The organism is Achromobacter spanius (assembly GCF_002966795.1).
Classification (GTDB): Bacteria; Pseudomonadota; Gammaproteobacteria; order Burkholderiales; family Burkholderiaceae_B; genus Achromobacter; species Achromobacter spanius_D.
Window position 1 is genome coordinate 194,856 of sequence record NZ_CP023270.1, and the last position, 22,609, is coordinate 217,464.

Annotated in this window: 18 protein-coding genes; 11 read left to right on the plus strand and 7 right to left on the minus strand. The window is 64.7% G+C overall.

The genetic code is table 11. The features are described 5' to 3' along the window. Positions 1–25: 25 nt before the first annotated feature. The 4 genes from CLM73_RS00980 to CLM73_RS00995 form a co-directional block, all read right to left on the minus strand. The gene (locus CLM73_RS00980) at positions 26–664 is read right to left on the minus strand and encodes an OmpW/AlkL family protein (protein WP_105236937.1); all 639 of its coding nucleotides are present in this window, start codon (positions 662–664) and stop codon (positions 26–28) included. A gap of 200 nt (positions 665–864) precedes the next feature. Beyond that, positions 865–2,331 (minus strand): glutamate synthase subunit beta, encoded by a 1,467-nt coding sequence (locus CLM73_RS00985; protein ID WP_105236938.1) that lies wholly within the window; start codon positions 2,329–2,331, stop codon positions 865–867. An 8-nt stretch (positions 2,332–2,339) separates the two neighbouring features. Next, positions 2,340–7,079 (minus strand): glutamate synthase-related protein, encoded by a 4,740-nt coding sequence (locus CLM73_RS00990; RefSeq protein ID WP_105236939.1) that lies wholly within the window; start codon positions 7,077–7,079, stop codon positions 2,340–2,342. A 459-nt stretch (positions 7,080–7,538) separates the two neighbouring features. Beyond that, on the minus strand, positions 7,539–8,303 hold the full coding sequence (locus CLM73_RS00995; protein WP_105236940.1) for a hypothetical protein: 765 nt from the start codon (positions 8,301–8,303) through the stop codon (positions 7,539–7,541). A gap of 245 nt (positions 8,304–8,548) precedes the next feature. Between CLM73_RS00995 and fghA the strand changes: the two genes are divergently transcribed. The 3 genes from fghA to rpoH all read left to right on the plus strand — a co-directional run bounded on the left by fghA (position 8,549) and on the right by rpoH (position 11,226). Next, positions 8,549–9,415, plus strand: a complete 867-nt coding sequence (gene fghA / locus CLM73_RS01000) for an S-formylglutathione hydrolase (RefSeq protein ID WP_105236941.1) — start codon at positions 8,549–8,551, stop codon at positions 9,413–9,415. Positions 9,416–9,512: 97 nt separating this feature from the next. Beyond that, positions 9,513–10,202, plus strand: a complete 690-nt coding sequence (locus CLM73_RS01005; RefSeq protein ID WP_105236942.1) for a hypothetical protein — start codon at positions 9,513–9,515, stop codon at positions 10,200–10,202. 139 nt (positions 10,203–10,341) lie between these two features. Further along, the gene (rpoH, locus tag CLM73_RS01010) at positions 10,342–11,226 is read left to right on the plus strand and encodes an RNA polymerase sigma factor RpoH (RefSeq protein ID WP_056565550.1); all 885 of its coding nucleotides are present in this window, start codon (positions 10,342–10,344) and stop codon (positions 11,224–11,226) included. Between the two features lie 351 nt (positions 11,227–11,577). Here the strand turns inward: rpoH and cpdA are convergent, their stop codons facing one another. Continuing rightward, a complete protein-coding gene (gene cpdA / locus CLM73_RS01015; RefSeq protein WP_105236943.1) occupies positions 11,578–12,417 on the minus strand; it encodes a 3',5'-cyclic-AMP phosphodiesterase in 840 nt (279 codons plus the stop codon). 197 nt (positions 12,418–12,614) lie between these two features. On the opposite strand from cpdA, the gene CLM73_RS01020 reads away from it, so the two are divergent. Continuing rightward, positions 12,615–15,356, plus strand: a complete 2,742-nt coding sequence (locus CLM73_RS01020) for a cation:proton antiporter (RefSeq protein WP_105236944.1) — start codon at positions 12,615–12,617, stop codon at positions 15,354–15,356. A gap of 93 nt (positions 15,357–15,449) precedes the next feature. On the opposite strand, the gene CLM73_RS01025 is transcribed toward CLM73_RS01020, so the two are convergent. Then, positions 15,450–16,262: an NUDIX hydrolase gene (locus tag CLM73_RS01025; RefSeq protein WP_105236945.1), complete on the minus strand. Its 813-nt coding sequence runs from the start codon at positions 16,260–16,262 to the stop codon at positions 15,450–15,452. Positions 16,263–16,550: 288 nt separating this feature from the next. Here CLM73_RS01025 and coxB point away from each other — a divergent pair, with 288 nt between their 5' ends. The 5 genes from coxB to CLM73_RS01045 all read left to right on the plus strand — a co-directional run bounded on the left by coxB (position 16,551) and on the right by CLM73_RS01045 (position 20,722). Continuing rightward, complete coding sequence (gene coxB / locus CLM73_RS01030) at positions 16,551–17,708, plus strand: cytochrome c oxidase subunit II (protein ID WP_105236946.1); 1,158 nt, start codon at positions 16,551–16,553, stop codon at positions 17,706–17,708. 103 nt (positions 17,709–17,811) lie between these two features. Next, positions 17,812–19,419 (plus strand): cytochrome c oxidase subunit I, encoded by a 1,608-nt coding sequence (ctaD, locus tag CLM73_RS01035; protein WP_056565541.1) that lies wholly within the window; start codon positions 17,812–17,814, stop codon positions 19,417–19,419. Positions 19,420–19,449: 30 nt separating this feature from the next. After that, entirely contained in the window at positions 19,450–19,575 is a 126-nt protein-coding gene (locus CLM73_RS29195) for a cytochrome oxidase small assembly protein (RefSeq protein ID WP_217467855.1), read from the plus strand. Between the two features lie 10 nt (positions 19,576–19,585). Then, entirely contained in the window at positions 19,586–19,810 is a 225-nt protein-coding gene (locus tag CLM73_RS01040) for a DUF2970 domain-containing protein (protein WP_056565538.1), read from the plus strand. 36 nt (positions 19,811–19,846) lie between these two features. Continuing rightward, positions 19,847–20,722 (plus strand): cytochrome c oxidase subunit 3, encoded by an 876-nt coding sequence (locus CLM73_RS01045; protein ID WP_056565536.1) that lies wholly within the window; start codon positions 19,847–19,849, stop codon positions 20,720–20,722. 165 nt (positions 20,723–20,887) lie between these two features. On the opposite strand, the gene CLM73_RS01050 is transcribed toward CLM73_RS01045, so the two are convergent. Next, positions 20,888–21,088: a twin transmembrane helix small protein gene (locus tag CLM73_RS01050; protein WP_105236947.1), complete on the minus strand. Its 201-nt coding sequence runs from the start codon at positions 21,086–21,088 to the stop codon at positions 20,888–20,890. A 36-nt stretch (positions 21,089–21,124) separates the two neighbouring features. On the opposite strand from CLM73_RS01050, the gene CLM73_RS01055 reads away from it, so the two are divergent. Further along, complete coding sequence (locus CLM73_RS01055; RefSeq protein ID WP_105236948.1) at positions 21,125–21,937, plus strand: SURF1 family protein; 813 nt, start codon at positions 21,125–21,127, stop codon at positions 21,935–21,937. Positions 21,938–22,014: 77 nt separating this feature from the next. Next, positions 22,015–22,590: an SCO family protein gene (locus CLM73_RS01060; RefSeq protein WP_105241328.1), complete on the plus strand. Its 576-nt coding sequence runs from the start codon at positions 22,015–22,017 to the stop codon at positions 22,588–22,590. The last annotated feature ends 19 nt before the right edge of the window (positions 22,591–22,609 follow it).

Consider the following 22,609-nt stretch of genomic DNA (forward strand, 5'->3'; position numbering starts at 1 on the left):
GCCGCGCGCATCGTCGGGTCAGCGATCAGAAGCGGTAGCCAACGCCCACCGTGGCCACCCACGGGTCGATGCGCGCGGTGCCGACGCGTTCGCCGTCCAGCGTCACCTTTGACTTGATGTCGACGTAGCGGATGTCGGCGTTCATGAACCAGCGATCGTTGATCTTGATGTCCGCGCCCAGTTGCGCGGCCACACCCCAGGAATCGCCCAGCTTCAGATTCGAGCCCTTGAGCGCGCCTTCGCCCTTGGTGTCGAAGAAGTGGGTGTAGTTGATGCCGACGCCGATGTACGGCTGGATCATGCTGTCGGGCAGGATGTGCCATTGCAGGCTGAGCGTGGGCGGCAGTTGCTTGGTCGAACCGATCTTGCCCAGGTTGCTGCCGCTGACGTCATGCTGGAAGGGCCAGGCGCCCAGCAGTTCGATGCCGATGTTGCGGGTGGCCATGTAGGCCAGGGTGAAGCTGGGGCGCACGTTGTTGCTCACACCCAGCTTGACGCTGCCGTCGAGCACCGTGCCATTGTTTTGCGACGGGCGGACTTGCGTGACGCCGACGCGGAACAGGATGTCGCCGGCTTCGTGGGCGTGGGCGGGGGCGGCAAATGCGCCGGCAGCGATCAAACCGGCAATGGCGGTGGCGCGGATACGCCCGTTCAGCGAAAACATTTTCTTCTCCGATCTTTCCGTGTGGGGTGAGACGACAGGTTCTCAGACCGCCCCGTCCCCGTTCTTGACGTGTGTCAAATCGTGAAAAGACCGCATTTGAAAAGTGGTTATGCCGCAACAGCGCCGGTTAACCGCAACGACAAATAAAAAACGCCGCCGGCGCGCAAGGCGGCCGGCGGCGTATATAGGTCGTGTTGCGATCAACGCGGCAGTTCGCTGCTTCCCATCAGATAGGCATCGACCGAGCGCGCGCACTGGCGGCCTTCGCGGATGGCCCACACGACCAGGGACTGGCCACGGCGCATGTCGCCGGCGGTGAAGACCTTTTCCACATTGGTGCGGTAGTCGTCGGTGTTGGCGCGCACGTTGCCGCGGCCATCGCGATCCACGCCGAACGCGTCCAGCACGTTCTGCACCGGCGACACGAAGCCCATCGCCAGCAGCACCAGGTCTGCCTTGATCTCGAACTCGGAGCCCTCGACCTCGCGCATCTTCATCTGGCCGGTGGCGTCGTCCTTGAACCATTCGACGCGCGCGCCGATCAGTTTCTCGACCTTGCCGTTGGCGCCCTTGAGCAGCTTGGTGGTCACCGACCAGTCGCGCTCGCAGCCTTCCTCGTGCGAGGACGACGTGCGCATCTTCAGCGGCCAGTACGGCCACGTCATGGTCTTGTTCTCGGACTCGGGCGGCTGGGGCATCAGTTCGAACTGCGTGACCGACGCCGCGCCGTGGCGGTTGCTGGTGCCGACGCAGTCGGAGCCCGTGTCGCCGCCGCCGATCACCACCACGTGCTTGCCCTTGGCCAGCGTCTGGTTGGTGAGGCGGTCGCCGGCCACGGCCTTGTTCTGCTGGCGCAGGAAGTCCATGGCGAAGTACACGCCGTCGAGCTCGCGGCCCGGAACCGGCAGGTCGCGCGGCGTCTCGGAGCCGCCGCTCATCACGACGGCGTCGAACTCGGCCATCAGCGATTTCGGCGTGCGCACGGTCAGGCCATCGGCCACGGGATCCTTCGGATCGCCGACGTAGGTCGACGGCGCGAATTCCACGCCCTCGGCCTCCATCTGCGAGATGCGGCGGTCGATCTGGTGCTTCTCGAGCTTGAAGTCGGGAATGCCGTAGCGCAGCAGGCCGCCGATGCGGTCGCTCTTTTCGAACAGGGTCACGGAGTGGCCCGCGCGCGCCAGTTGCTGCGCGCACGCCATGCCGGCAGGGCCTGAGCCCACGACGGCGACCTTCTTGCCCGTCTTGCGCGTCGGCACTTGCGGCGCCACCCAGCCTTCGGCCCAGCCCTTGTCGATGATCGCGTGCTCGATGGACTTGATGCCGACAGCGTCGCTGTTGATGTTCAAGGTACAGGCAGCTTCGCAGGGCGCCGGGCAGATGCGGCCCGTGAACTCCGGGAAATTGTTGGTGGAATGCAGGACGTCCAGCGCGCGGCGCCAGTCCTGCTTGTACACCAGGTCATTCCAGTCCGGGATGATGTTGTTGACCGGGCAGCCGTTGTTGCAGAATGGGATGCCGCAGTCCATGCAGCGCGCCGCTTGCTGCTTGGCCTGATCGTCCGTCAGGTGCAGCACGAATTCGCGCCAGTTCTTCAGCCGCTTCTGCGGGGCCTCGGAGGCCTCCTGCAGACGCTGAAATTCCATAAATCCAGTGATTTTTCCCATGGTATCCCTCACGCAGCCAGTTGTTGCGGGTTGGCTGCACGCCACATTTCACCCAATGCGCGGCGGTAATCCGTCGGCATGATCTTTACGAATTTGCCGCGCGAGGCTTCCCAGTCGCCCAGGATTTCGCGGGCACGGTAGCTGCCGGTGTAGCGGAAGTGGTCTTCCACCAGGCGGCGCAGGATGGACTCGTCCGTCTCGCGTTCGCCACCGCGCTGCGCGCTGTGCCAGATGTCGATGTTGTTCAGCGACTGCTGCTCGGCATGCGGCACCACCGATTCCAGTTCCACCATCGACAGGTTCACGCGGTGCTTGAGCGTGCGGTCCGGATCCCAGACGTACGCCACGCCGCCGGACATGCCTGCCGCGAAGTTGCGGCCGGTGGAACCCAGCACGACGACCGTGCCGCCGGTCATGTATTCGCAGCCGTGGTCGCCGGTGCCTTCCACGACGGTGGCTGCGCCCGAGTTGCGCACGGCGAAACGCTCGCCCGCCACGCCGTTGAAGAACGCCTCGCCTGCCAGCGCGCCGTACAGCACGGTATTGCCGGCAATGATATGGTCGGGGCCGAAGCCGCGGAAGTCGTTGGGCGAGCGCACGATGATGCGGCCGCCGGACAGACCCTTGCCCACGTAGTCGTTGCCTTCGCCCACCAGGTCCATCGTGATGCCGTGCGCCAGGAACGCGCCGAAGCTCTGGCCGGCGGTGCCGTTGCACTGGATGTGGATGGTGTCGTCGGGCAGGCCGTCATGGCCGTAGCGCGAGGCCACGGCGCCGGACAGCATTGCGCCGATCGTGCGGTTGCGGTTGCGCACCGGCACGATGAACGACACCTTCTCGCCACGCTCCAGCGCGGGCTTGCTGCGCTCGATCAGCAGGTGATCCAGCGCGCCGGCCAGGCCGTGGTCCTGCACTTCGGTCTGGTGCACTTCGGCGTCGGACACCGTCTGGTGGAACACGCGGGTGAAGTCCAGCCCTTGCGCCTTCCAGTGCTCGACACCCGAACGCATGTCCAGCAGATCGGCGCGGCCGATCAGGTCGTCGAACTTGCGGATGCCCAGTTGGGCCATGATTTCGCGGACTTCCTCGGCGATGAAGAAGAAGAAGTTCACGACGTGTTCGGGCTTGCCCTGGAATTTCTTGCGCAGCGTGGGATCCTGCGTGGCCACGCCCACCGGGCAGGTGTTCAGGTGGCACTTGCGCATCATGATGCAGCCTTCGACGACCAGCGGCGCGGTCGCGAAGCCGAATTCGTCTGCGCCCAGCAGCGCGCCGATGACGACGTCGCGGCCGGTCTTCATCTGGCCGTCGGCCTGCACGCGGATGCGGCTGCGCAGGCGGTTCAGCACCAGCGTCTGCTGCGTTTCGGCCAGGCCCAGTTCCCAGGGCGTGCCCACGTGCTTGATGGACGACACCGGCGATGCGCCCGTGCCGCCGTCATGGCCGGCGATCACGACGTGGTCGGCCTTGGCCTTGGCCACGCCTGCGGCCACCGTGCCGACGCCGACTTCGGACACCAGCTTGACCGAGATCGAGGACTTGGAATTGACGTTCTTCAGGTCGTGAATGAGCTGCGCCAGGTCTTCGATCGAGTAGATGTCATGGTGCGGCGGGGGCGAGATGAGGCCCACGCCCGGCACCGAATAGCGCAGCTTGGCGATGTATTCCGACACCTTGTGGCCGGGCAACTGGCCGCCTTCGCCGGGCTTGGCGCCCTGCGCCATCTTGATCTGGATCTGGTCGGCGGACGACAGGTACTCGGCGGTCACGCCGAAACGGCCCGACGCCACCTGCTTGATCTTCGAACGCAGCGAGTCGCCCTTCTTGAGTTCGACGTCGGCTTCGATGCGGTCCGTGCCCAGCACCGAGGCCAGCGTGTCGCCGTCCTTGATGGTGCTCTTGCCTTCGCGCATTTCGGCGCGGTAGCGCAGTTCGTCCTCGCCGCCTTCGCCGGTGTTGGACTTGCCGCCGATGCGGTTCATGGCAACGGCCAGCACCGAGTGGGCTTCGGTCGAGATCGAGCCCAGCGACATGGCGCCGGTGGCAAATCGCTTGACGATTTCCTTGGCCGGCTCGACGTCGTCCAGCGGAATGGCGCGCGACGGGTCGAAGCGGAACTCGAACAGGCCGCGCAGCGTCATGTGACGGCGGCTCTGGTCGTTGATGATCTGCGCGTACTCCTTGTACGTGCGGTAGTTGTTGGCGCGCGAAGCGTGTTGCAGCTTGGCGATCGAATCCGGCGTCCACATGTGCTCTTCGCCGCGGACGCGATAGGCGTATTCGCCGCCGGCGTCCAGGTCGTTGGCAAGCACGGGGTCGGCGCTGAAGGCGGCGCGGTGCTGGCGCAGCGCTTCCTCTGCGACCTGGAAGATGCCGATGCCTTCGATGTTGGAGGCGGTGCCGGTGAAGTACTTGTTCACCAGGGCGCTCTGCAGGCCGACGGCTTCGAAGATCTGCGCGCCGGTGTAGGACATGTACGTGGAAATGCCCATCTTGGACATGACCTTGTTCAGGCCCTTGCCCAGCGCCTTGATGTAGTTCTTCACGGCCTTTTCGGGGTCATTCATCTTGCCCAGCGATTCGAGCGCCAGGTACGGGTGAATGGCTTCGGCGCCGTAGCCGCCCAGAAGCGCGAAGTGGTGCACTTCGCGGGCCGAACCGGTTTCGACGACGAGCCCCGTGTTGGTGCGCAGGCCGGCGCGGATCAGGTGCTGGTGCACGGCGGACGTGGCCAGCAGCGCGGGGATGGCCACGCGCTCGCTGTCGACCAGGCGGTCCGACACGATCAGGATGTTGTAGCCGCTGCGCACCGCGTCGACGGCGCGCGCGCACAGGGCCGCCACGCGGGCTTCGATGCCCTCGGGACCCCAGGCGGCGGGATACGTGATGTCCAGCTCGAAGCTGCGGAATTTCTTGCCCGTGACCTGGTCGATGTCGCGGATCTGCGCCATGGCGGCGAAGTCCAGCACCGGCTGAGACACTTCCAGGCGCAGCGGCGGGTTGACGTTGTTGATGTCCAGCAGGTTCGGCTTGGGACCGATAAAGGACACCAGCGACATCACGAGCTGTTCGCGGATCGGGTCGATCGGCGGGTTCGTGACCTGCGCGAACAACTGGCGGAAATAGTTGTAGAACGGCTTGGCGCGGTCCGACAGCACGGCCAGCGGGGCATCGTTGCCCATCGAGCCGATGACTTCCTCGCCGCTCGCGGCCATGGGTTCCAGGATGAACTTGTAGTCTTCCTGGGTCCAGCCAAACGCCTGCTGGCGGTCCAGCAGCGACACGGCCGATTGCGTGGCCACGGCCACCTGACGCGGCGCGGGCAGCGATTCCAGCTTGATCTGCAGGCGTTCGATCCACTGGCGGTACGGACGGCTGTTGGCCAGTTGCAGCTTGATCTCGGCGTCGTCGATGATGCGGCCTTGTTCCAGGTCGATCAGGAACATCTTGCCCGGCTGCAGGCGCCACTTCTTGACGATGCGGTTTTCGGGAATCGACAGGGTGCCGGCTTCAGAAGCCAGGATGACCATGTCGTCATCGGTGACCAGGTAGCGGGCGGGACGCAGGCCGTTGCGGTCCAGCGTGGCGCCGATCTGGCGGCCATCGGTGAACGCGACCGCGGCCGGGCCGTCCCACGGCTCCATCATGGCGGCGTGGTACTCGTAGAAAGCGCGGCGGCTTTCGTCCATCTGCGTGTGCTGTTCCCAGGCTTCCGGGATCATCATCATCATGGCGTGGGCCAGCGAGTAGCCCGAATTCACCAGCAGTTCCAGGCAGTTGTCGAACGTCGCGGTGTCCGACTGGCCTTCATAGACGATCGGGTACAGCTTCTTCAGGTCGTCGCCCAGCACGGCCGACTGCATCATGCCTTCGCGGGCGCGCAGCCAGTTGAAGTTGCCCTTGACCGTGTTGATTTCGCCGTTGTGGGCGATCATGCGGTACGGGTGGGCCAGCGGCCAGGCGGGGAACGTGTTGGTCGAGAAACGCTGGTGAACCAGCGCCAGCGCGGACACCGTGCGGGTGTCGGCCAGGTCGCGGTAGTAGCGGCCGACCTGATCGGCCAGCAGCAGGCCCTTGTAGACCACGGTGCGCACCGAGGCCGAGGGCACGAAGTATTCCTTGCCGTGCGCCAGGTGCATGTTCTGGATGGCGTGGCTGGCGGTCTTGCGGATGACGTACAGCTTGCGTTCCAGCGCGTCCGGCACCATCACGTCGGCGCCACGGCCGATGAACAGCTGGCGGATCACGGGTTCGCAGTCGCGCACGGTGGGCGACATCGGCATGTCGACATCCACCGGCACGTCGCGCCAACCCAGGACAACCTGGCCCTCGGCGCGCACCGAGCGCTCCAGTTCCTGTTCGCAGGCCAGACGCGAGGCCGTTTCCTTGGGCAGGAATACCATGGCCACGCCGTACTCGCCGGGCGGGGGCAGGATGATGCCTTGCTGGCTGAGTTCGTCGCGGTACAGCGTGTCGGGGATCTGGATCAGGATGCCCGCGCCATCGCCCATGAGCTTGTCTGCGCCGACCGCGCCGCGGTGGTCCAGGTTCTCAAGAATCTTCAGACCCTGCTGAATGATCGCGTGGCTTTTCTTGCCCTTGATGTGGGCAACGAAGCCGACGCCGCAGGCATCATGTTCGTTCTTGGGGTTGTACAGGCCCTGGGCCGAAGGCAGGCCGATGCGGGTCGCATCAATGGCAACTGCCTTGGAGGTGGGACAGGATTCGGTCTTGGTAATTTGGGGCATGGCGCGCTCCGCAGTGGGCCTGCGTCTAATGTTGCAGTGCAGGAGTCGGACAATACCCCCGACGCCAGTAGGGCGCAACAGAAACAAAGAGGGTATGACCCTAATTAAATTAGCGCTCTGTCATAGTGCATGAATATGGGGACATAACAACAGCCGCGCCGTTATTGGCTGTCTTTGGAGCGGCTCGATCGTCGAGATGATCCGAGGGCTCAAAATGGTGCAAATTGCCGTTATGCGTCCCTATTTAAAAGGGCGTTTTTTATGTCCGGAATCAACATCAAGTGTGGCGAAATCGCACGGTACTGACGCGCGCATTCTGCGATGACGTGAATCAGGGCACGCGCGCCTCGCACGATGGCGCGCAAGTGACCCCGGCCCGCCGAAACCTTCTGCTGCAAAGCGGCACGGACACACCAAAGGCGGGCAAACAAAACCCGCCGTGATGGCGGGTTGGAAGGATCAGGAGTTGTTGACCGGCGGCGTAGAGGTCGATGGCGTCGGCGGGCTGGACTCGTTGTCCGCGGGCGCCGCGGCGGGCTTCTTGCGCGGCCGGCCACGCTGGCCGGGGGCCACGCGCCGGCTGGCGGTGTGGGCAAGGCTGGCGATGAAGCTCGGGCCGCCCAGCGCCCACTGGCCAGAGACCGCCTGGTCGATGCGCTGGGTTTCCTCGCGCGACAGCCCGTCTTGCAGCCGCTTGCGGTAATTGGCCTGCCGGTCGAACGGCGTGTTGCCGCAAGCCCAGTAGTCGGCGTGATCGGACTGCCATTGGGCTGGCGCGGCACTGGTGTTGCCGGTATGGCTGGACGCGGACGACCAAGGCCACGAATCGGGATCCTGCGACGCCCCGCTGCGAACCGGATACGTTTCCAGCCAGACCAGCGAGGGCAGCACCCACGCGCCGGGTTCCAGCAACGCCGATCGGTATCGGCCGGCGAACACCCGCCCGCCGCGCAGCCGCGCCGCAAGATTGCGGCCCAGCGTCTGCATCAGCCGAGGCAGGCCTTCTTCGTCGGCCGGCGTAGCAAGCAGCAGGATGCGGTCGTTGGCGAGGAGCCAGCCGTGCACCGATACGCGGTGCCGCTGGGCCGACTCGCCCAGCCACGTGGCGAGCTGATTCAGGATGTCGGCGGGCGCGGGTTGCGAGGGCGCCGCCAACGGCTGAATAAAGTTGGCCTGCACCAGTTGGGGCAGCCCAGGGGCATACAAACGGGGCAGACGGGCCATAGTGTCAGGGCTTGCGTATCAGGAAGAACGGGTTGTCTTCACTCACGGTATATAAATAGTGCCACGGTGGGCGCTGGTCAAGTCCCGTGACCACAATCTGAGTGCGGAATCGTATTTTTTTGTGGCTAGCGCTCATTGAGGGGCAGGTTAACATTCGGCGACGGAACGTCGCACCGTGGATTCCCCTAATCCGCCAACGTTTAATCCCTCTCTGCTTTCCCCCCTCTTTCTACCGGAGCAAGTCAATGGCCGCGTCCCTCGAACTCATCTCGCAGCATCGGTGCTTCGGCGGCACGCAGCGCTACTACCGCCACGACTCCACCGAGATCGGCCTGCCCATGCGTTTTTCGGTCTATGTGCCGCCGCAGGCGGAGCACGGCCCGGTGCCGGTGCTGTTCTACCTGGCGGGCCTGACCTGCACCGAAGAAACGTTCATGATCAAGGCGGGCGCGCAGCGGCTGGCAGCGGAACTGGGCGTCATGCTGGTGGCGCCCGACACCAGCCCGCGCGGCGCCGGCGTGCCCGGCGAGGACGAAAGCTGGGACCTGGGCACCGGCGCTGGTTTTTATGTCGACGCCACCACGCCCGCGTGGCGCGACCACTACCGCATGTACAGCTACATCACCCAGGAGCTGCACGGCATCGTCACTGGCGGCGCACTGCCGGGCGATGCATCGCGGGCCGGCATCTTCGGTCACTCCATGGGCGGCCACGGCGCGCTGGTGCTGGCGCTGCGCAATCCCGGCAAATTCCGTTCGGTGTCGGCGTTTGCGCCGATCGCGGCGCCCAGCCAATGCCCCTGGGGCAAGAAGGCGTTCGGCGCCTATCTGGGCGCGCAAGTCGAGGACTGGGCGGCGTACGATGCATCCGCCCTGATGCGCGGGCTGCAGCAGCCCTTCCCCGGCGGCATCCTCATCGACCAGGGCGACGCCGACCAATTCCTGGCCGAGCAGTTGTATCCCGAGGTATTCGAGGCTGCCTGCGCCGCCGCCGGACAGCCGCTCACCCTGCGCCGCCAGGCCGGCTACGACCACGGCTATTACTTCATCTCGACGTTCATCGAGGATCACATCCGGTTTCACGTCGAGCGGCTTGGAAAACCGGGCGCCTGAAGACGCGCTTCTATACTGGGGAGCCTGCCGCGGCGGGTGGCGGCTTCCTGCGCCCGCCGCGCTGTACTACGCGGCGGCTTGAATAGGAACGCCTGATTTGATCAACGGAATTGCTCCCTTCGCCTGGATCCTGCTGGGCGCCGTCATCGTCCTCTTGCCCGGCATCGTCATGCTGCTGGGCCGGGGCGGCCCCCGTGATGAACGCGGACGCCGTATGTTCCAGTTCCGGCCAGTGCGCCGCGCGTGCGGCCTGCTGCTGGTATGCCTGGGATGCGTATCGGGCCTGCTCGCGCTGTCGCTGGTGCAGTTCGTTCGCCTGACCACCGACCAGCCGGTCGCCCGCATCGACATCCGCCAACAGGCCGAGGGCCAGTTCCAGGTCAATGCCAACGCCCCGGGCATCGGCGACAAGCAATATGTGCTGTACGGCGACCAGTGGCAGATCGACGCCCGGGTCGTGCGCTGGAAACTGCCGGCGCTGATGGCCGGCGTGCCGCCGCTGTACCGGCTGGAGCGCCTGTCGGGCCGCTACAGCGATGCCGCCCGCGAAGCCACGGCCACGCGCTCGGTGCATCCGCTGGACGACTGGCCCGCGCCGGACCTGGGATCCCTGAAGAAAAGTTTTCCGAACTGGTTCCCCTTTGTCGATGTCCAATTTGGCAGCGGCGCCTACATGCCTCTGTTCGACGGGGCCCGTTACCAGGTCTTCATGGACCCGCGCGGCGCGCTCTTCATCCGTCCGGACGGCGAAGCCACCGCCGAAGGGCTGAAGCGCCTCGGGTGGTAAGTCCACCCGGCCCCGAATAAACGGGGACGCGTCACGCAAATGAAACTTTGACGCGTCGCAACAGTCGAATTAGCACTCCCATTACTTGAGTGCTAACATCGAATTCATGTCGTTATCTCGCCATCCGGAGACCCCCGCTATGAAGCAACCCAGTACCTCGTTGACCGCCTCCGGCAACGCTCTGGCGTTGGCCATCGCCAATCCGGGCGCTCTCGGTACGATCGACGCTTATATTTCCGCGGTCAACCGCCTGCCGGTGTTGTCCGCGGATCGCGAAACGGAACTCGGCCGCCGCCTGCGCGACCAGGAAGACCTGGGCGCCGCCCGCGAGCTGATTCTTTCGCACCTGCGTCTTGTGGTGTCCGTGGCCCGTCAGTATCTGGGTTACGGTCTGCCCCACGCCGACCTCATCCAGGAAGGCAATGTCGGCCTCATGAAGGCCGTCAAACGTTTCGACCCCGAGCGCGGCGTGCGCCTGGTGTCGTTCGCCGTGCACTGGATCAAGGCCGAAATCCACGAATACATCATCCGCAACTGGCGGCTGGTCAAGGTGGCCACGACCAAGGCACAGCGCAAGCTGTTCTTCAACCTGCGCAGCATGCGTCCCGACGGCCAGACCCTGGACCCGGATCAGGTCGACCACATCGCTCGCGAGCTGAACGTGCGTCACGAAGACGTGAGCGAAATGGAAGTCCGCATGTCCGGCCGCGACATGTCGCTGGAAAACCAGGACGACGACGATGACAGCTACGCGCCCATCGCCTATCTGTCCGACGAGGGCCGCCAGGAACCCACGCGCGTGCTGGAGCGCGCCGCGCGCGATCACCTGCAAAGCGCCGGTCTGACGACCGCGCTTGAAGCGCTGGATCCGCGCTCGCGACGCATCGTCGAAGCCCGCTGGCTGCAGGACGATGGCGGCGCCACGCTGCACGAGCTTGCGCAAGAGTTCGGCGTGTCGGCCGAGCGCATCCGCCAGATCGAAGCGGCAGCGCTCAAGAAGATGCGCGGCAATCTCGCTTCGTGATTGCTGCTCCGCGCATGACAAAGGCCGCACGTTGCGGCCTTTTTCTTTGGCGCCTGATATTCCGCGGTTCGCAGCGGTCGCTGACAGCGGGTGGTCAATAAATTGATACAAATTCGGGGGCAAATTTTCTGCGATCGCAGAAACTTAATGAGGAAGGCGCCGCCTAACTTCATGTAGACCGCGAACTTCGGTTAGCAGTCTTGTCATCCGTCTCGGCTTCTCCTCTTTCCCCTCCCCTATGAGACGGATGCTTGCGGGGCACCTAGCATATCGGTGCCCCGTTTTTTATGCGCGCTCGGAACGCAGCGCCCATAAAAAAAGGCGCCTATTCCGGCGCCATCCCTGGACAGATCAAGCCGCGCGCGCGCTGTCTGGCGCTTGCAGCGCGGTGTGCCACAGCGCGTCCTGCACGCGGCGTACGCCGGTCGCCATCGACCCATCCTGATAAAGCTTGATCCACCGGTAGCCCGGCGCCATGTTGTCGACGACGTGCTTGCCGTCTCGGATGCTGAACTGAAAGCACGTGGACGGCGTGGCCAGCATGCGTAGATTGTGGCGGCGGCGGTCGAACTCGTGGTGCACGTGGCCCCACAAGAGCACGCGCACCTGCGGATACCGCGCCAGCAGCTTGAAGAGCGCCTGCGGGTTGTCGATCATCATCGAGTCATGCCAGTGGCTGTCGATCTGCATCGGGTTGTGGTGCATCGCCACCAGTGTGTGGCGGTTGGGCGCCTGGGCCAGCGCCGCTTGCAGCATGTCGAGTTCGCTGTTGCACAGGTGGCCTGCGTTCGAACCGGGCACCGTCGTGTCCAGCGTGACGATGCGCCATGCGCCCACGTCCGTCACCGGCATCGACCAGTCGGACAATTCCTGGCGCAGGACGGACGGTTGATCGTGATTGCCGGGCAGGCAGCGGATGGTCGCGCGATCCAGCGCGGCCGATTCGGACAGGATGCGCGCAAAGCGCTGGTAGCCCGCGGCCTCGCCATCCTGCGAGAGGTCGCCCGTGGCGAGCAGCAGGTCGGGATGCTTGCCGTCGGCCTCGATCTGGCGCAGCACGGCGCGCAGGCTGGCGTCGGTATTGACGCCCAGCATCGACGTTTCGGGCTCGCCGAAAAGATGGCTATCGGTCAACTGGACGAGCATCGCGGGCGCGTCGTGGCGCCGGGTCAAGGTGTGGATGCGTGCCACGTGCCGCTCCTGCAAAAGTTCGCGTGATGCCACATTACCCAAAAAACATGGCGCGGCACGTTTCGCAAGCGTCCATTGGGGTAACGAAACGTGCATTCTCCACGATTCCCGTCACGTCCCGCCCGCGAGCGCCGGAAAAAAGCCGCTATTCTTGTGGAACTTTCCTCACGCACTACGATCGGGACGCGGCGCTACCCATGGATGTTGGTTTTCTCGTATTTGGTCTTGCGGGCCTGCTCACGCTGGTCTGCTTCATGCCGCCTCTGGCCGGCCGCGTCAAGCTGCCCTATTCGGTGCTGCTCGCCATCGTTGGCTGTCTGCTCGGGATCGTCATTCACGTGCACGGCTGGGCGCCCGCCTGGATCGGCGACTTTCTCGATTCGCTGGAACGCTTCGAGATCTCGTCAGAGACCTTCCTGATGGTGTTCCTGCCGGTGCTGCTCTTTGAGACGGCGCTGTCGATGAACGTGCGGCGGCTGATGGACGACATCGGGCCGATCCTCATGATGGCCATCGTGGCCGTGGTTGTCTGCACGGTCGTGGTCGGCGTGACGCTGGACGCCATCTCGCCCTATGGGCTGGTGGTATGCCTGCTGCTCGGCGCCATCGTGGCCACGACCGACCCGGTGGCGGTCGTCGGCATCTTTCGCGAAGTGGGCGCGCCCAAGCGGCTGACCACGCTGGTCGAGGGCGAGAGCCTGTTCAACGATGCGGCGTCCATCGCGCTGTATTCCGTGCTGCTGGCGGTGCTGAGCGGCAAGGGTGAATTGTCCGTCAGCGGCATCTTCAACGACTTCATCGTGCACTTCATCGGCGGCGGCGTGGCCGGCTTTGCGATGGGGCGCCTGGCCTGCTTTCTGTTTGCCTGGCTGCGCGGCTTTCCCACGGCCGAGATCACGTTGACCCTGACGCTGGCCTATTTGTCCTTCTTCATTTCCGAGCATTACCTGAATGTCTCGGGCGTGGTCGCCACCGTGATCGCGGGGCTCGTGGTGGGGTCCACCGGACGCACGCGCATGTCGCCGACCACCTTCGAGCATCTTTCCAGCGCGTGGGAGCAGTTTGGCTTCTGGGCCAATTCCCTCATCTTCCTGTTCGCGGCCATGCTGATTCCCAAGCTGATGGCGGCCGCCGATTGGCAGGAACTGGTGCTGGTGGGCGTGGTGTTCGTCGTGACGCTGGTGGCGCGCGCGATCGTGGTGTTCGGGCTGCTGCCGCTTTTGGGCCTGACCCGGCTGGGCACCAAGGTCAGCAATCCGTACAAGGTGGTGATGCTGTGGGGCGGACTGCGCGGCGCCGTGTCGCTGGCGCTGGCGCTGGCGGTGACCGAACAGACCGGCGTGCCCGAAGAGGCGCGCCAGTTCATTGCCGTGGCCACGACCGGGTTCGTGCTGATGACCTTGTTCGTCAACGGCATCAGCTTGCGGCCGCTGATCCGGATGCTGGGGCTGAACCAGTTGTCGCCCGTGGAGCGCACCATCCGCAACCAGGTGCTGGCCGTGGCGCTGGAAGACCTGCAGGGCAAAACCGAGGAAGTCGCCAAGGCCGAGCATATCGGCAACGAAGTGCGCGACCGCATCCGCGCCGTGTTCGACGCCAGCCTGGCCAGCGTGCACGACGGCCGGGTCAGCCAGATGACCGACGAGCAGCGCGTTGCTGTTGGTCTGGCCATCGTGGCGCAGCGCGAAGAGGAAATGTTCTTCGACATCCTGAAGGCGCAGATCGTGGACTGGCGCATGGCCGAAACGCTGCTGGCGCGGGCCGAGCGGCTGGAAGACGCGATCCGGCTGGGCGGCGTGGAGGGCTTTGAGCGCGCCATTGCTGCCGACGTCCGCTATTCGACGGGCTTCCGGCTGGCGCTGCGGCTGCATTACGTATTTGGATTCCAGGGCTGGCTGGCGCGTGAGCTTGGCCAACGCTTTGCCAACCTGATGAGCAAGCGGTCGGTCGCGCAGCGCCTGATCGGCTTTGCCCGCGAACAGATCACGCCGCTGCTGGGCGAAGAGGCCACGCAGCGCATCGTGTCGCTGCATCAGCGCCGCCTGGACCTGATCGAAAACGCGATGCAGGCGCTGAACCTGCAATATCCGTCGTACGCCCAATGGCTGCAGGAAAGCTATCTGGGACGCGTGGCGCGCGAGCTTGAACGCATCCGCTATCGCGACATGCTTGAGCAATTCCTGATCAGCGGCGAAGTCTATGCCGACCTGACCGAGCAACTGAAAAGCCGCTGGGCGCACATCGACAAGCATCCGCCCCTGGACATCGAAATGAGCGCGGCCGAACTCATCAAGCGCGTGCCGCTCTTTGAAGGCCTGTCGCCCGATTCGCTGCGTGCCATCAGCAAGCTGCTCAAGCCGCGTCTGGCTTTGCCCGACCAGCGGGTGTTGACCAAGGGACGGCACGGCGAGGAGATGTGCTTCGTGGCATCGGGCGCCGTGGCGGTCCATCTGCCCGACAACACCATGATCGAGCTGGGCAGCGGCGAATTCTTTGGCGAGCTGGGCCTGCTGGGCGAAGAGCAACTGACGCCGGACGTGACGTCGCTGGGCTACAGCAAGCTTCTGATGCTGGCTTCGCGCGACTTCCATGCGCTGCTGGCCCGCGATGAAAACCTGCGTGACCGCATCCAGGTGGTGGCCAAGCAGCGGCTGCGCGCGATTGAAGTCTGGAAGCAGTTTTCGCAGGCCTCCGCGGCGGCGGCCGCCACGCCCGCGCCGGTCGCAGGACCTAGCCCGGCGCAGGCGGCCGAAGCCGCGGAAGCGGCCGGCGCCGGCGGTCCGCCGGAAGGCGAGGATCTGCGGGCGGCGCGTGAGCTGCGCGGCGAACCCGCGGACGGCGATGATGCGTCGGGCGCCGATGCGTCGGGCGCCGATGCGTCGGGCGCCGCTGCGTCGGGCGGTTCCGTGATGGGAACGCCGGAACCGGCACCCCGCTAGGCGCGGTCTGCCGGGCGCGGCATCGCGCGCGTACCGGCAAATTCATTTGGTGGCAGCTGGGCGCGCCGTGCAGGCGCAGCCCGGTTCAGCGATTCAGATCGAGATGTCGCCGGCGGCCTGGCGCCGCATGATGTCCTCGACCAGCACGAGGGCGGCTTCCAGCGTGAACTCGCCTTCGGCAATATGATGCAAGGCCGTCGCGACATCGACGGTGGCGATTTCCATGACCTCGCCATCACGGTTGGCGGGCCGCGCGTCCGGCGCCAGGATGCACGTGCTGGTCAGCACGTCTTCGACTTGATAGCCCTCGGGCAGCCGACGATGAATGCGCAGGATCGTGCGCAGCGGTGTGCGGCGCGCAAGGTCGGGTTCGTCCAGGCCGGCTTCTTCGCCGCATTCGCGCACCAGCGCCAGTTCCAGGTCTTCGCCCCTTCCCGCCAACCCGCCAACCAGTGTGTCCCACATACCGGGATCGGTCGACTTGCTGAGCGAGCGGCGGGCGACCCACAGCTTGCCGTCGGGCGTCCAGGCGTTCAGATGCACGGCCTTGGTCAAGAGACCCAGCGGCCGCACGGCCGCGCGTTCGATGACGCCCAGCGGCTCGTCGCCATCCAGAACGTCCAGCAATTCATCGCGCCAGCCGCGCAGGCAGTTGGCTTGGCGCAACAGTTCGGCGGCCTGTTCCAGCACGGCATCCAGCGCATTGCCCGGGGCAAGGCCCTCGCCGATGCGCAGTGCGGTGTCGTCCGCGCGCGTTTGCGGCGCATCGCGCAGCGCGTCGCAGGCCGCGTGCGTGGCCCAGCCGCAGCGGCGCCCCGCTATATATAGAGCGCGCGCGCCTTCCGGGGCGGGCTCCTGCGCGCGGGCGCACAGGGCGGCATACAAGTCGGGCAACTGCTTTTGCATCGTGGCGCCAAGGAGATGAGGTTGCTGGCGATTTTAAGCCACCCGGTTTACGGCCCGTAGTCAAGGGGCGGGCGCACATGGGGGCGGGCCGTATGAATTCAAGAGCACTAAATTACATCTGTTTGCGCGTCCGCTATAATCCGCCAGTTTCTTTGTGATTTCGAGAGGGAACGACAGGGCCGCTCTATCTCCCTGCATCGCCCTGCCATCTAATAATTGCGTGTTGCCCGTATTCCGGTGACTTCCGCCACCAGCAAATGGGCCTTCGCGCCGTATTTCGAGGTAAGCATGAAGAAGTGGAGAGGGATACTGGGGGCTTGTGCGATGCTGATTGGCGGCGTGGCCGGTGCCCAGGTGCAAAACATGCCCGGCGGTCCGAAGGTCAATCAGCTGAACCTGCATGAAGGCGTCACCGCGATTTCGCGCGACATCATGTGGCTGCATTGGTTGCTGCTCACGATCTGTATTGTGATTTTCATCGGCGTCTTCGGAGTGATGTTCTACTCCATCTGGGCGCATCGGAAGTCCCGCGGCCACAAGGCGGCGACCTTCCACGAACACCTGGGCGTCGAAGTCGCCTGGACCGTCATCCCCTTCATCATCGTCATCGCCATGGCGCTGCCGGCCACCAAGACGGTCGTCGCCATGAAAGACACTTCCAGCGCGGACCTGACCATCAAGGTCACCGGCTATCAATGGAAGTGGGGCTACGAATATCTGGACGGCTCGGCCGCCGGCGTCAAGTTCCTCTCCACGCTTTCCACGCCGCGCGCCCAGATCGAGAACCGCGAGCCCAAGGGCGAGTTCTATCTGATGGAAGTGGACAACCACCTGGTCGTCCCCGCCAACAAGAAGATCCGCATCGTGCTCACGGCTGCCGACGTCATCCACTCGTGGATGGTTCCGGACTTCGGTGTGAAGCAGGACGCCATCCCCGGGTTCCTGCGCGACACCTGGTTCAACGCCGAGAAGCCTGGCATTTATCGTGGCCAGTGCGCGGAACTGTGCGGCAAGGACCACGCCTTCATGCCCATCGTCGTGGAAGTGCTGGCGCAGCCCGACTACGATAAGTGGGTTGAAGACCAAAAGAAGAAGATGGCGGCAAACGCCGACGATCCCAATAAAGAGTGGACAGAAGCTGAACTGGTTGCCCGCGGCGAAAAGGTTTTCGCGGCAAATTGCGTGGCCTGCCACCAGGCCAACGGCAAGGGCATTCCCGGTTCCTTCCCGCCGCTCGACGGAGACAAGGTTGTTCTGGGCCCCAAGGGGGAGCAGATCAACACCGTGCTGAAGGGCAAGCCCGGCACCGCCATGGCGGCGTTCGGCGGGCAGCTCAACGATGTCGAGATCGCAGCGGTCATCAGCTATACGCGCCATGCCTGGAGCAACGCCGGCAAGGGGCAGGACCCGACGGTTCTTCCGAAGGACATCACGCCCGCGCGCTGATTGCGCGCGCGCCGTTCCTTCACCGTAGAACCGGTTCCGTTTAGTCAGAGATACCCTGCCGCCCCGTTGGACGGGGCTGGCACTCAGCAGGAAGGAGTCCATCATGAGCAGCGTCACTGTAGACCACGTGTCGCCGGGCCACGGCCACGGTCACGATGACCACCACCACGGCGTGCCCACGGGCTGGCGCCGCTGGCTTTTTGCCACGAACCACAAAGACATCGGGACGATGTATCTCATCTTCTCGTTCGTCATGCTTCTTGAGGGCGGCACGCTGGCCCTCTTGCTGCGCACCGAACTCTTCGAGCCGGGCCTGCAGTTCTTCCGCCCCGAGCTGTTCAACCAGTTCACCACGATGCACGGCCTGATCATGGTGTTCGGCGCCATCATGCCGGCCTTCGTGGGCTTTGCGAACTGGATGATCCCGATGCAGATCGGCGCGTCGGACATGGCGTTCGCGCGGATGAACAACTTCAGCTTCTGGCTGCTGCCGGTTGCCGCGATCATGCTGACCGCCTCGTTCTTCGTGCCGGGCGGCGCCACCGCCGCGGGCTGGACGCTGTACGCGCCGCTGTCGCTGCAGATGGGCCCCGGCATGGACCTGGCCATCTTCGCCATCCACATCATGGGCGCGTCGTCCATCATGGGCGCGATCAACATCATCGTGACCATCCTGAACATGCGCGCGCCCGGCCTGACGCTGATGAAGATGCCGCTGTTCTGCTGGACCTGGCTGATCACCGCGTTCCTGCTGCTGGCCGTGATGCCGGTGCTGGCTGCCGCCATCACCATGGTGCTGACCGACCGCCACTTCGGCACGGGCTTCTTCAATGCCGCCGCCGGCGGTGACCCGGTCCTGTACCAGCACGTGTTCTGGTTCTTCGGGCACCCCGAGGTCTACATCATGATCTTGCCGGCGTTCGGCATCGTGTCGGCCATCGTGCCCGCGTTCGCCCGCAAGAAGCTGTTCGGCTACGCCTCGATGGTGTACGCCACCGCCTCCATCGCCGTGCTGTCGTTCATCGTGTGGGCGCACCACATGTTCACGACGGGCATGCCGGTGACCGGCCAGCTTTACTTCATGTACGCCACGATGCTCATCTCCATCCCGACCGGGGTGAAGGTGTTCAACTGGGTCGCGACGATGTGGCGCGGGTCCATGACGTTCGAGACGCCGATGCTGTTCTCCATCGGCTTCATCTTCGTGTTCACGATGGGCGGCTTCACCGGCCTGATCCTGTCGGTGGCGCCCATCGACATCCAGGTCCACGACACCTATTACGTGGTGGCTCACTTCCATTACGTGCTGGTGGCCGGCTCGCTGTTCGCGCTGTTTGCCGGCGCCTATTACTGGGTGCCGAAGTGGACGGGCCGCATGTACAGCGAAAAGCTGGGCAAGCTGCACTTCTGGTCCACGCTGATCTCGTTCAACGTGACCTTCTTCCCGATGCACTTCCTGGGTCTGGCCGGCATGCCGCGCCGCTATGCCGACTACGCCGCGCAGTTCACGACGTTCCATCAGCTCGCCACCATCGGCGCGTTCTGGTTCGGCCTGTCGCAGCTGATTTTCCTGTGGGCGATCGTGCGCTGCTACATGGGCAAGGGCGAACCGGCCCCGGCCAAGCCGTGGGAAGGCGCCGAAGGACTGGAATGGACGGTGCCGTCGCCCGCGCCGTTCCACACCTTCGAAACGCCGCCCGAAGTGAAGTAAATCCCTATCCATGTTCCAGGTAGCACAGCAATGACACCCGAGCAGCGCCGCCGTAACAAGATCGCAGGACTGGTTCTTCTGGTTTTTGTCGTTGCCGTGTTTGCCTGGACGGTGATCCGCGGTTCTGCCTTGCTGACCGGCAAGGCCGTCGGCTAGAGGCCTGGGCATGAGCGACGACCTTCGCGAAACGTCTCAGCGCAAGCTGAGTTTCCTTCAGACGATGAAGGCGGTGGCGTGGGGGTTCTTCGGCGTGCGCAAGGGCGCGGGCTACCGTGAGGACAGCGCCAAGCTCAATCCGGTCCACGTCATCGTGGCCGGGTTGCTGGCAGCGGCAATCTTTGTGACTGTGCTGGTTTTAATTGTTCGTTGGGCCGTTTCCAGCCTGACTTGAATTACCTAAATCTAAATCTGTACCAGGGAGAAAGCCATGAGTGCAAGCCACTCGGTTCAAGGTAAAGAGGCACCGTACTACTTTGTCCCCGCCGACTCGGGCCATCCCGTGCGCATGGCCGTGGCACTGCTCTTCATGGGCCTGGGGGCCGCGGCCTGGGTCAACGGCGTGGACTGGGGCAAGTGGTCCGTGCTGGTGGGGTTCATCGGCGTGATCATCGTCATGTATTACTGGTTCGGCGACGCCATCCACGAATCCGAGACCGGTCTGAACAGCAAGCGCATCGACGGCTCGTACCGCTGGAGCATGAGCTGGTTCATCTTCTCCGAGGTGATGTTCTTCGCGGCGTTCTTTGGCGCGCTCTGGTACACGCGTACGATCACGACGCCGTGGCTGGGCGACATCGACCACCGCCTGATGCTGTGGCCGGACTTCCAGGCAGCGTGGCCGAACTTCGGCCCGGCTGGCGTGGTGGAACCCTTCCAGACCGTGGGCCCCTTCTGGCTGCCGACGATCAACACGGCCCTGCTGCTGAGCTCCGGCGTCACGCTGACCATCGCTCACCATGCGCTGCGTGAAAACCACCGCGGCAAGACGAAGTTCTGGCTGGCGGCCACCGTCATCCTGGGCTTTGTCTTCGTGGCCTGTCAGGCGTTCGAGTACATCCACGCCTACCAGGACCTGAACCTCAAGTTCAACTCGGGCGCGTACGGGTCGCTGTTCTACATGCTGACCGGCTTTCACGGGTTCCACGTGATCCTGGGCGCCACGATGCTCACGGTCATCCTGATCCGCCTGATCCGCGGCCATTTCACGGCGGACCATCACTTCGGGTTTGAAGGCGCGGCCTGGTACTGGCACTTTGTCGACGTGGTGTGGCTGGGCCTGTACCTGTTCGTGTATTGGTTCTAACTGCGTGGTTCAAGCTGTGGCCGGCGGCGCCGGCTGCGGCGGCGGCACGGGAAAGCGCGAAGGGATGACCGGGCGGCAAGCCGGCGTCCGTCGCGCTTTCGGGCCATCTGGCGGGACGCGCCAGCGGGCGCGGCGCAAGGTCCGGGGAACCGGGACCCGCGCAGCCTATCTAAAACCGGTGCTTTCGATCCAGCCCATGTGATGGGCGAACAGCACGAACAGGAACAGGGCGACCGACAGCCCGATGCGGACCGTCAGCGCGTTGACCGTGCGGTTGGTGGTACCTTTGTCCCGCATCAGGTAGACCAGGGCGGATGCCAGACTGGCCAGTATCCCGATGAAGGCCAGAACGACGAAAACGCGCATTGTGGTCTCCCGACTATTCAGATTTAGCAACGACAGATGTCCCGACCGCATTCCACCCGCTACACGGTAGCCGCCTTACTGCTGCTTGGCCTCGCCGTGATGGTTCTGGTGTCGCTGGGGCAATGGCAATTGCGCCGCAGCGATGAGCGACGCGCCATTCTGGCCGCGATCGAAGCGGGCCGCAAGCAAGCGCCGCTGATGTTGACGCCGTCAACGCCGCCCGCCGACATGACGGCGTGGCGCGTGGCACAGGCAAACGGCACGTGGCTGCCGCAATTCAGTGTACTGCTGGACAATCGCAACCATGACGGCCGGCCGGGCTACTGGCTGGCCACGCCACTGCTGCTGGATGCGGCCACGAATCGCGCGGTGCTGGTGCTGCGGGGCTGGCTGCCGCGCGTCATTCAGGGCCAGGGTGAACCGAAGCTTCCGGCCACGCCCGAGGGCGTGCAGACCGTGCAAGGCGAGCTGTCGGTGCGCGTGCCCCGCATGTTCGAGCTGTGGTCGCTGAGCGGCACGGAAACCTCCACCCTGCCCGCGGCGCTGCCCGTGGCGGGCGCCGCGGTGCCGCAGGTGCAGAACCTGCCGCTGGACGCCTATGCCCGCGCGACCGGACTGAAACTTTTGCCCACGGTGCTGAGCCAGGGCGGCCAGGCCGACGACGGCCTGGTGCGCGACTGGCCCCAGCCCTCTGTCGATTTCCAGCAGAACACGTCGTACGCGGTACAGTGGTTCGCTTTTGGCGGGATTGCCGCCATTGCATGGCTGGTGGTGCTGGGGGGCGCCATCCGCCGCTCACGCCAGCGCGTGGACCAGCAGGCCCAGGCGCGCATGCGTGCGCGCAGATGACCAACGCTATTCCAGGATAAAAAGTGGCTCGCGACATTCCAACCAACAAGCCCGCCGTCAAGCGTTCGCTGACGCCCATGGTGCTGGTGTTCCTGTGCTCGCTGGCGCCCATCGTGGCGGCGTTCGTGGTCTACATGAACCCGCAGTGGTGGCCCGGCGAGTCCAGCAATTACGGTACGCTGCTGTCGCCGCAACGGCCCATGCCCGCGGCGTCGGAACTGCGCCTGACCACGCTGGACGGCAAACCGTTCGATCTGGAAAGCCTGAAGGGCAAATGGCTGCTGGTGGCCGCCGACGGCGCGGCCTGCCCCGAAAGCTGCGCGCGCAAGCTCTTCATCACGCGCAACAGCCACGCCAGCCAGGGCAAGAACGTGGATCGCCTGGCGCGCGTCTGGTTCATCACGGACGACGCGGTGGTGCCGGACAAGGTGCTGGAGGCCTACAAGGGCACGGTGATGGTGCGCGTGGATCCGGATCAGCTGGCGCGGTTCCTCCTGGCGCGTGACACGGCCGCCGGCCAGCCCGGCCTGCAGGATCCGATCTGGGTGATCGATCCGCTGGGAAACCTGATGATGCAGTATCCCGCCGAGGCGGATGGCGTGCGGGTTCGCAAGGACATCAGCAAGCTCGTCTATAACTCGCGCATTGGTTGAATGTAGGTTTTTGATTTGA